Annotated in this window: 11 protein-coding genes and 1 tRNA gene; 8 read left to right on the top strand and 4 right to left on the bottom strand. The window is 70.3% G+C overall.

Features of this window, described 5'->3' with window-relative positions:
* Window positions 1–109 precede the first annotated feature (109 nt).
* From ACIBHY_RS49745 to ACIBHY_RS49720, 6 genes are all read left to right on the top strand, one after another.
* Entirely contained in the window at window positions 110–265 is a 156-nt protein-coding gene (locus tag ACIBHY_RS49745; protein ID WP_397248855.1) for a hypothetical protein, read from the top strand.
* Between the two features lie 84 nt (window positions 266–349).
* Window positions 350–1,531: an iron uptake system protein EfeO gene (efeO, locus tag ACIBHY_RS49740; RefSeq protein WP_397310464.1), complete on the top strand. Its 1,182-nt coding sequence runs from the start codon at window positions 350–352 to the stop codon at window positions 1,529–1,531.
* A gap of 3 nt (window positions 1,532–1,534) precedes the next feature.
* Window positions 1,535–2,737, top strand: a complete 1,203-nt coding sequence (efeB, locus tag ACIBHY_RS49735; protein WP_397248859.1) for an iron uptake transporter deferrochelatase/peroxidase subunit — start codon at window positions 1,535–1,537, stop codon at window positions 2,735–2,737.
* Between the two features lie 158 nt (window positions 2,738–2,895).
* Window positions 2,896–4,173 (top strand): amylo-alpha-1,6-glucosidase, encoded by a 1,278-nt coding sequence (locus ACIBHY_RS49730; RefSeq protein ID WP_397248861.1) that lies wholly within the window; start codon window positions 2,896–2,898, stop codon window positions 4,171–4,173.
* Entirely contained in the window at window positions 4,170–4,646 is a 477-nt protein-coding gene (locus tag ACIBHY_RS49725; protein ID WP_397310463.1) for a hypothetical protein, read from the top strand. The genes ACIBHY_RS49730 and ACIBHY_RS49725 overlap by 4 nt, the downstream gene beginning before the upstream one ends.
* Window positions 4,647–4,699: 53 nt before the next feature.
* Window positions 4,700–4,879 carry a hypothetical protein gene (locus ACIBHY_RS49720; RefSeq protein WP_397310462.1) on the top strand — a complete coding sequence of 60 codons (180 nt, stop codon included), beginning with the start codon at window positions 4,700–4,702 and terminating at the stop codon, window positions 4,877–4,879.
* A 97-nt stretch (window positions 4,880–4,976) separates the two neighbouring features.
* Here ACIBHY_RS49720 and ACIBHY_RS49715 read toward each other — a convergent pair whose 3' ends face one another.
* Entirely contained in the window at window positions 4,977–5,270 is a 294-nt protein-coding gene (locus ACIBHY_RS49715) for a YtxH domain-containing protein (RefSeq protein ID WP_379619610.1), read from the bottom strand.
* Between the two features lie 123 nt (window positions 5,271–5,393).
* Between ACIBHY_RS49715 and ACIBHY_RS49710 the strand changes: the two genes are divergently transcribed.
* Window positions 5,394–5,466, top strand: a tRNA-Asn gene (locus ACIBHY_RS49710).
* Between the two features lie 148 nt (window positions 5,467–5,614).
* Here ACIBHY_RS49710 and ACIBHY_RS49705 read toward each other — a convergent pair.
* Window positions 5,615–6,310 (bottom strand): cytidylate kinase family protein, encoded by a 696-nt coding sequence (locus tag ACIBHY_RS49705; protein ID WP_397310461.1) that lies wholly within the window; start codon window positions 6,308–6,310, stop codon window positions 5,615–5,617.
* 432 nt (window positions 6,311–6,742) lie between these two features.
* Between ACIBHY_RS49705 and ACIBHY_RS49700 the strand changes: the two genes are divergently transcribed.
* Entirely contained in the window at window positions 6,743–7,183 is a 441-nt protein-coding gene (locus ACIBHY_RS49700) for a VOC family protein (RefSeq protein ID WP_397310460.1), read from the top strand.
* A gap of 155 nt (window positions 7,184–7,338) precedes the next feature.
* Here the strand turns inward: ACIBHY_RS49700 and bla are convergent, their stop codons facing one another.
* Window positions 7,339–8,241 carry a class A beta-lactamase gene (gene bla, locus ACIBHY_RS49695; protein WP_397310459.1) on the bottom strand — a complete coding sequence of 301 codons (903 nt, stop codon included), beginning with the start codon at window positions 8,239–8,241 and terminating at the stop codon, window positions 7,339–7,341.
* A gap of 107 nt (window positions 8,242–8,348) precedes the next feature.
* The gene (locus ACIBHY_RS49690; protein ID WP_397310458.1) at window positions 8,349–9,122 is read right to left on the bottom strand and encodes an enoyl-CoA hydratase-related protein; all 774 of its coding nucleotides are present in this window, start codon (window positions 9,120–9,122) and stop codon (window positions 8,349–8,351) included.
* Window positions 9,123–9,137: the final 15 nt, after the last annotated feature.

Raw genomic sequence — 9,137 nt, 5'->3', positions numbered from 1 at the left:
AGGCTCATCACACTCCCCGTTCAGGCCAGGTAGGGGGATCCCTGACTTGACCCTGATTCAACCCTGTGACGCCTGCATTTGGCTTGAATCCGCGCATACCGTCGATGACATGGGACGAATTCTTCTGATCATCGCCGCCCTCGTCGCGGCCTTCCTTCTGCTCGGTCCGCTCGTGGGTCTCGTGTTCACGCTGATCAAGTGGGCCCTGATCATCGGCGCCGTCGGGCTCGGCGTCCTGCTGCTGAAGAAGGTGCTCACCGACTGAGGTCACTTTGGTGGCGTACGTCACTCTCCACTGTTAGGTTAGGGGAAGCTAAGTTAGGGGCACCTTACGTCACCAGGAGACCCCATGGCTTCCGTGCTCCGGACGCTCGCCCTGAGCGGTTCTCTCGCTCTCGCCCTGGCCGCCTGCGGCGGTGCCGACGACGGAGCCGACGGCGGCACCGGGAGCGGTAGCGGCAGCTCCGGCTTCACGCAGGCCGCGCCCACCGGCGCGGTCAAGGAGACCGTGGCGGTGGCAGCCACCGACACCACCTGCGTGGCCGAGAAGACCGACCTGGCCGCCGGAGTCATCAAGTTCGCGATCAAGAACCAGGGCGCCCAGGCCACCGCGGTCTACGTCTACCGCGCCGACAAGAGCGTGGTCTCCGAGCGCAACAACATCCAGCCGGGAGCCTCCGGTGAGCTCGTCGTCGAGCTGGGCGGCGGCTCCTACCAGCTGGCCTGCAAGCCCGGCCACAAGGGCGAGGGCATCCGCCAGGACTTCAAGGTCTCCGGCGAGCTGGCCAAGCAGGCCGACCCGCGCGTCACCCGCGCGGTCGAGGACTACCGCGCCTACGTCACCGCGCAGGTGGACGACACGATCGCCAAGACCGAGAAGTTCGTCGCCGCGGTCAAGAAGGGCGACGTCGACCGGGCCAAGGACCTCTACGCCCCCAGCCGCTACGGCTGGGAGAGCGTCGAGCCGGTGGCCGAGGCGTTCGGCGACATCGACCCCAAGGTGGACCTGCGCGAGGCCGACCTCGAAGAGGGCCAGCAGTGGACCGGCTGGCACCGCCTGGAGAAGGCCCTCTGGACCGCGCCCGGCACGCTGGCCAAGGAGAAGAAGTACGGCGACCTCCTGCTCAAGGACCTCGCCGACCTCAACTCCCGCATCCCCAAGGCGCAGATCGACGCCACCTCCATGGCCAACGGCGCCAAGGAGCTCCTCGACGAGGTGGCCACCGGCAAGATCACCGGCGAGGAGGAGGCCTTCTCGCACACCGACCTGTGGGACTTCGCCGCCAACGTCGAGGGCGCCAAGAAGGTCTACGACCTGCTCACGCCCGTCCTGCAGGAGAAGAACCCGGCCCTGGTCACCACCCTGGACACCGAGTTCGCCGACCTGGACGAGCTGCTGAATGCGCACGTCTCCGGCGACGGCTGGGTCACCTACGACAAGCTGTCCAAGGCCCAGATCAAGGAGCTGGCCGACGGCGTCAACGCGCTCGCCGAGCCGCTGTCCGGGCTGGCCGACGCCGTGGCGGGCTGAGCCGTGGCCGTCTCGCGCAGGAAGCTGCTCACGGGCGCGGGCCTGGCCGCCGGCGCGGGCGTCGCGGTGGCGGGAGTCTCCCTGGTACGGCTCGGCGGCCCGGAACCCGCCCAGGCGGCGCCGTCCGCCGTCCCCTTCCACGGCCCGCACCAGGCCGGCATCGCCACCCCGGTCCAGGACCGGCTGCACTTCGCCGCCTTCGACCTCGTCGAGCCCTCCGTGCCCAAGGCGGTGGCCCTGCTGAAGGCGTGGACCGAGGCGGCCGTACGGATGACCGCCGGGCAGGAGGTCGGCAGGGGCGCGCTGGGCTCGGCGCTGGCCCCGCCCGACGACACCGGGGAGGCGCTCGGGCTGCCCGCCTCGCGGCTCACGCTGACGGTGGGCTTCGGCCCGTCGTTCTTCGACCGGCTCAAGCTGACCGCCCACCGGCCCGCCCCGTTGCGGAGGCTGCCGCACTTCCCGGCCGACAAGCTGGATCCGGCGCGCAGCGACGGCGACCTGTGCGTCCAGGCGTGCGCCGACGACCCCCAGGTGGCGGTGCACGCGGTCAGGAACCTGGCCAGGCTGGCCTTCGGCACCGCCGCGGTGCGCTGGTCGCAGCTCGGCTTCGGCAAGACCTCCTCCACCACGCCGGACGCCCAGACGCCGCGCAACCTCATGGGGTTCAAGGACGGCACCAACAACATCGCCTTCAACGACCGGGCCGCGCTCGACCGGCACGTGTGGGCGGGCGCGGAGGCGCCGTCGTGGCTGCGCGGCGGCTCGTACCTGGTGGCCAGGCGGGTCCGGATGCACATCGAGACCTGGGACCGTACCTCGCTGCGGGAGCAGGAGGACATCTTCGGGCGGACCAAGGGGGAGGGCGCGCCCTACGGCGGGCGGCGCGAGCACGACGCCGTGGACCTGGCCAAGCAGCCCGCGGACTCGCACGTGCGGCTGTCGAACCCGGATTCGCTGGGCGGGGTGCGCATCCTGCGCAGGGGCTACTCGTTCACCGACGGCACCGACGGGCTGGGACGGTTGGACGCGGGGTTGTTCTTCCTCGCCTACCAACGCAACCCCGAAACCGGATTTATCCCGATTCAGCGGGCGTTGGCTCGGCAGGATCCGCTCAACGAGTACATCCAGCACGTCGGGTCCGGGATCTGGGCCTGCCCGCCGGGCGTCGCACCCGGCCAGTTCTGGGGGCACGAGTTGTTCGGGTGAGGGCGTAGTCGTTACGGCGGGCGGCCCCGTGAGCCCTCACTCGCGGCGCTCGACGGAGGCCCGCCGGGGGCGGCGGGGCGGGGGGATGGCGAAAGCCGTACGAGATCCTCAGAATTTTGGGGGTTTGGGTTTTGACGTGGGGCGCGCATAGTGGGTTGATGGAAGCGCGGCCCGCGGTCGATGACGCCGCGCTCGGGCGCGAGGCCATGGCCGTGCTCGAGGCGAACTGGACGGGGACCGCTACCGTGCCCGCGCCCGGCCTCTACCCCCACCAGTGGAGCTGGGACTCCGCCTTCGTCGCCATCGGCCTCGCCCGCCACCGCCCCCAGCGCGCCCACGCCGAACTCGCCGGGCTGCTCGCCGGGCAGTGGTCCACCGGGATGGTGCCGCACATCGTCTTCCACACCCCCGAGGCGTATTTCCCCGGGCCGTCCGTCTGGCGCTCCCAGGACCACGCCGCTGCGCCCGGCGGCGTGCTCACCTCCGGCCTCACCGCGCCGCCGCTGCACGCGCTCGCCACCTGGTGGATCTGGCGGCACGGCGGCGACGCCGCCTTCGCGCGCCACCTGTATCCGAAGCTCGCCGCCCAGCACGCCTACCTCGCCGCCGCCCGCGACCTGGGCGGCTCGGGACTCGCCGCGATCATCCATCCGTGGGAGTCCGGCATGGACGACAGCCCGTCCTGGGACGAGCCGCTCGCCGCCCTCCCCGAGATCCGGTACGGCTACCGCAACGTCGAACTCGACGAGCGCCACCCCGACAGCGACCACGACCGCTACGTCTGGCTCGCCCTGCGCTACCGCAACGCCGGATACCTCCCCGAGTACCTGCGCGACGAGCACCCCTTCGCCGTCGAGGACCCCTTCTTCAACGGCATCTGGCTGGCCTCCTGCCATGCTCTCGCCGAGCTCGCCCGGGTCGCGGGAGCCGACCCCACACCCCACCGCGAGCAGGCGGAACGCATCAGGCAGGCGCTGCTCGACCGGCTCTGGGACGGCTGCTTCTACGCCCGCGACCTGCGCGCCGACCGCCTCATCCGGGTCAGCACCATCGGCGCGTTCGGCCCCCTGCTCGACCCCGGCCTGCCGGCCGACCACGTGCGCGCGCTGATCGACGTGCTGGAGTCGGCCAGGTTCATGGGCGCCACCGGCTACCCCGTTCCGAGCTGCGAGATCAGGGCCGCCCAGTTCGACCGCACCCGGTACTGGCGCGGCCCGTCCTGGGTCAACACCAACTGGCTGCTGCGCCGCGCCGCCGCCGTCCACTCCCTCGGCCAGCTCTCCCGCCAGCTCACCACCGGCACCCTGCGGCTGGTCAGGCAGGCCGGGTTCCGCGAGTGCTTCGACCCGTTCGACGGCAGCGGGCGCGGGTGCAGGGACTTCTCCTGGAGTGCGGCGCTCACCCTCGACCTGCTGGCCGATAGCGTGGAGGAATGAGCTTCCTGAGCCGCCTGCCCGCCGATGTCCGCAAATCCCTGGCCACCGAGCCGGGGGAGCGCGTGCTCGCCTTCGCGCCCTCGGGCGACGGGTACGTGGTGGCCACCGATCGGGCGTTGTTCCTGCCTGACGGGGTGCGGGTGCCGTACGAGACGATCGATCGTGCGGCGTGGAGCGAGGACGGCGTGCTGAACGTCGCGACCACCACCGGCGAGCGTCACCAGGCGCCGGTGAGCGAGCCCCGCCGCCTGCCCGAGACGGTCCGCGAGCGGGTGAACGCCACGATCGTGGTCAACAAGCACGTGCGGCTGCCGGGGCGGGGCGGCGTGCGCCTGATCGCCCGCCGCCCGCCGGGCGGCGAGGTGAAGGAATGGACGCTCGTGTTCGACGAGGGCATCGACCCCAACGACCCGGGCGTGCGCGCCCAGGCCGAACAAGCCCTTGAGGGGGTACGGCGGAGCATGGGCGTCTAGACCGTCGCCAGGAAGTCCCGGACGGCGGCGGGCGAACGCCCTCAGGGTCCGAGGTGCAGACCAGGTGGTCGGCGTCCACCTGGGCGGCGGTGGTGCCGGGGCGGCGTTCGACCATGGCGCGTACCTGCTCGGCGGGGATGACTCCCCTGGGCGGCGTCGAAGAGGGCGCGGTGGGTGATGCCGAGGCGCGTACACTCGGCGCGGTTCAGATGGCCTGCTCACCGGTCTGGTGACGCAGTGGCTCACCGATCCGGGGCTCACCGATCCGGGCCAGACCCCGGCCGGGGCCGACGTGGTCGCCGGCCTGAGGGCGCTGGCCCGCATCGTCTCTCAGTAGGGAACGCCGGTCTCCTCGGGCTTGCGTTCCTCGTCCGGCCAGCCGGTGCCCGTGTCGTGGTGGTTGAACCGCGACAGGAACGGAACCCGGTCGCCGACCTTGGCCTTCGTCTTCGAGGCCGCCTTGGAGACCTGTGCTCCGAGCAGCCCCGCGGCCTCCTGCACCGTGGGACTGTCGGCCACCCGCTGGGCGGCCCGTTTGATCTGCTCGTAACGCTCACGACCGGCGCGGCTGCCCAGCACATAGCCCACAGCCAGGCCAATCGCGAATGTCATCCGATAACGCATCTTGCACCTCCGCTGTCTCCCGGCCTACCCCACTATCGATGCGACACGCACTCCCGGAGTGCGCTAATCTATTCATGCGCCGAACGAGAGGCCCAAAGCCCCGCCGATCAGCGCGAAGTTCAATCCCGTGTAGCTCAACCGGCAGAGCAGCCGGCTGTTAACCGGCAGGTTATAGGTTCGAGTCCTATCGCGGGAGCAGGACGGTGCCCATTGAGGTACGACTCAGGCCCTCTACCTAATGACAGGTAGGGGGCCTGAGTCGTTTCGGGAGCCGCTGCCGAGGACGGTGTCCATGGTCCGGGCGGTTGATGCCCGATCTGATCCGGCCGGAGGCGGAGCAAGGGTCACATCCCGTGTATCGATGGGTGTGGCCGGACTTCCCAGGCCGGCCGTTGGAGCTGATCGTTGTACACGATGACGTCGGCGTGGTCGGTGGGGCGGGCTGCGGCGAAGTAGAGCTGTTGCGAGGGGATGTAGCGGTTGCGCCAGGACCGTTCGATGTCGGCGGTGGATCCGGTCGATCCTTTGCCTCGTTCCCGGGCGCGATCTACCGTCTGCTCAAAAGGGACGGACACGAAGACGCGCAGGTCCCACCGGTCGATGAGTTCGGGGCGCAGGAGGAAGACGCCGTCGAAGAGCAGGACGGCGTCCGCGGAGGCGGTCGTGGCCGGCGGGGACGACGGGGTGTCGGTGTCCGCGTCGTAGACCGTGTGCCGGAACCTTCGGTCTCCCCCCGGGCCCAGCGGATCGAGCAGGACCCGGCACAGCGCGGCGTGGTCGTGGGCGTCGAAGTAGCAGCCTTCGGCCGAGTACCGGCCGCGTCGGTAGCGCCGTGCGCGGGGGACGAGGAAGTCGTCGATGGTCGCGCGGATGACGTCGCGGCCCTGCGCGCGCAGGACGGCCGCGAGCTCGTCGGCCAGCGTGGTCTTGCCGGCGGCGGGCGGCCCGTCGATGGCGACCCGCAGGGGGTGCCCGGTCGTGACGGACGTGATCGCCTCGGCCAGCCGGCCGATGAGCTCGCCGCGGGTGCCATGGTCCATTGCCGCCTCTCTCGCGGTGCCTCCGTTTGGCGCCGCAGGTCAGGCTTTCCCGCGGGACGTGGATCGGAACCGGGCTTGGGTGACTGATCCCATCACCTGTCCGGGCGCCGGCCGAGCTCACCGAACGTGAACGACGTCGTCGTGGCCTCCCAGCCGGCCGGTCCGGATCGGCCGTGGGGGTGGCGACGGTGCCGGCCGTACCATGCGAACAGCCGGTCGAACCCCGTCTGACCAGGCCCGGAGAGGTACCCGTCCAGCGAGACCGACGCCTGTGTGAAGACCTGCCCATGGTGCCCAAGAACGTTCGCGATCTTGACAAATCCGGACTCTCGCACATATAAAACCATCAGGTTATTGAACCGGTGGGTTATCGACACGCTGGACACGACGTGCGCGGCACTCGCCGACCCTCATCCACGAAAGGCCCCACCCGTGACCGACACGTCCACCCCCGCCAACGAGGTCCCCGAGAATGCCGGCAACCCGCCCGTGCCGCCCGGCGTGCTGTTGCTGGAGCTGGTGCCGGTACCGGTCACCGATATCGAGCGGGCCAAAGCCTTCTACCGGGACCGGCTCGGGTTCCGCCTCGACGTCGACGTCAACCCGAAACCCGGCATCCGCGTCGTCCAGCTCACCCCACCCGGTTCGGCCTGCTCGATCACCCTCGCCGAAGGTCTCCCCACCCTCGACATGCCGCCGGGAACGCTGCGTGGTCTGCACCTGGTGGTCGCCGACATCGAGGCGTCCCGCGCCGAACTCGCCGAACGCGGCGTCGAGATCAGCGAGGTCGAGGACCTCGGCGGAGTGCTCTACGCCTACTTCGCCGACCCCGACGGCAACACCTGGTGCCTGCAGCACATGCCCTGGCGCTGACCCCGGGGGCGCGGCATGGCCGTCGTCAGACCTCGCACCTGCTCCTCGGCATGAGCGGATGTTTCGGAGCGCGGCTGATGGTCTCCGGCCGGCGGTGATGAGCACCGCGGGTGGCAGGCCCCGCCTGGTGATCGACCGCAGCCCGACGCCGAGATCTAACGGATATGGCCGAGGGCCTTGGCCAGTTCGGTGGCGGTGGTGGCGATGACCTTTTGGTCGGGGGAGACGCCGTTGGTGTTGCGGTTGGTGAAGATCGAGATGATGATCGGCGCCTTTGACCTGGGTGGCCAGGCGATCGCGATGTCGTTCGCGGTGCCGTAGTTGCTCGCGCCCCCCGTGCCCGTCTTGTCGCCCACCGTCCAGTTCTTGGGGAGTCCGGCACGGATGCGCTCGGCTCCGGTGAGGGAGGCGCGTAGCCAGCCGATCAGCCGCTTTCTGTCATCGGGGTGGAGGGCGTTGCCCGCGGTGACTTTGGACAGGCCGGCGGCGGCGGCCGCCGGGGTGCTGGTGTCGCGTACCTCGCCGGGTTTCCATTCGGTGAGGTGGGGCTCGAAGCGGTCCAGGCGGCTGTGGCGGTCTCCCAGGGAGCGGAAGTACCTGGTCAGGCCGGCGGGGCCGCCGATCTGCTTCAGCAGCATGTTGCCCGCGAAGCCGTCGCTCTTGGTGACGGCCGCGCGGCAGAACTGGGCCGGGGTCATGCCGGTGTCGGTGTATTCGCGGGTTTCCGGGGAGTTCTCCAGCACCTCTTCCGGCTTCCAGCGCTGGACGCGGTCGAGGAGGCCGGGGTCGGTGTCGCGGGCCTTTCGCAGGACGGCGGCGCACGCGTACGCCTTGAACATGGAGTTGAACGGGAACCTCTCGTTCGCCCGGTATCCGATGGTCTTGCCGGTGGCCAGGTCGATGGCCGCCGCGCCGATGCGCCCGTCGTAGGACTTCTCGAGCTCCCGCAGCTTGCGCTCCAGATCGGTCTGGGCGGTGCGCGCGTGCGCCGGGGAGGCGGAGGCGAGCGAAGCGGCCGCGGTGAGCACCGCCGTGGCACTCCGGAAGGGAAATCGCATAGCGGAGAGCAGAGCAGAGATCGCCGGCGGATGTCCAATAGCGATATGGATCATGGATTGATAGCGGAACGGATATGACAGCGCGCGGAGGACCCCTCGACGTGGAGCTAGAGGGGCGGGAAGTCGGGGTCGCGGCGTTCGAGGAAGCTGGCGACGCCCTCGGCGAAGTCGGGGCGGCCGAAGGAGGCGAGCATCTCCTGCACGGCGGTCTTGGCGGAGGCCTCCAGGGTGACGTCCCAGTCGTTCCACACCTGGCGCTTGATGACGGCCATCGAGGCGGGTGAGCTGTGCGTGGCGAGTTCGCGCGCGTACGCCTGGGCTCCCGCCAGCAGTTCGCCTGCGGGCAGGACACGGTTGACCAGGCCCATCTCGTACGCCTCGGCGCCGGTGAAGACGCGGCCGGACAGGAGCACGTCCATGGCCCGCTGCTGGCCCATCAGCCGGGGCAGGATCCACGAGAGCCCGTACTCGGCGACCAGGCCGCGCCGGGGAAAGGCGGTGGTCCACTTGGCCTCGGCCGCGGTGAAGACCAGGTCGCAGACGAGCGCGTGGACCATGCCGAGCCCGGCGCAGGCGCCGTTCACCGCGGCGATGACCGGTTTGCGGATCGTGGTGGGGAAGGTGGTGGGGCGGGGGTCCGGGGTCTCGTCGTAGTCGCCGGTCCGCAGCGCGGTGAGGGTCTGGAAGTCGGCGCCGGAGCAGAAGCCGTTGCCCGCTCCGGTCACGACGACGGCGCGTACCGCGGTGTCCTTCTCGGCCTGTTCGAGCAGGTCGAAGTAGCGGCGGCCGAGCGCGTCGGTCCAGGCGTTGAGGCGTTCGGGTCGGTTGAACGTCAGCGTCAGCACACCCTGGTCGAGCGAGGAGAGAACGAGTTCCGGCATACCGCAACCGAATCA

The organism is Nonomuraea sp. NPDC050547 (assembly GCF_044457345.1).
Taxonomy (GTDB): Bacteria; Actinomycetota; Actinomycetes; order Streptosporangiales; family Streptosporangiaceae; genus Nonomuraea.
This window is presented reverse-complemented; position numbering and strand designations above follow the sequence as displayed.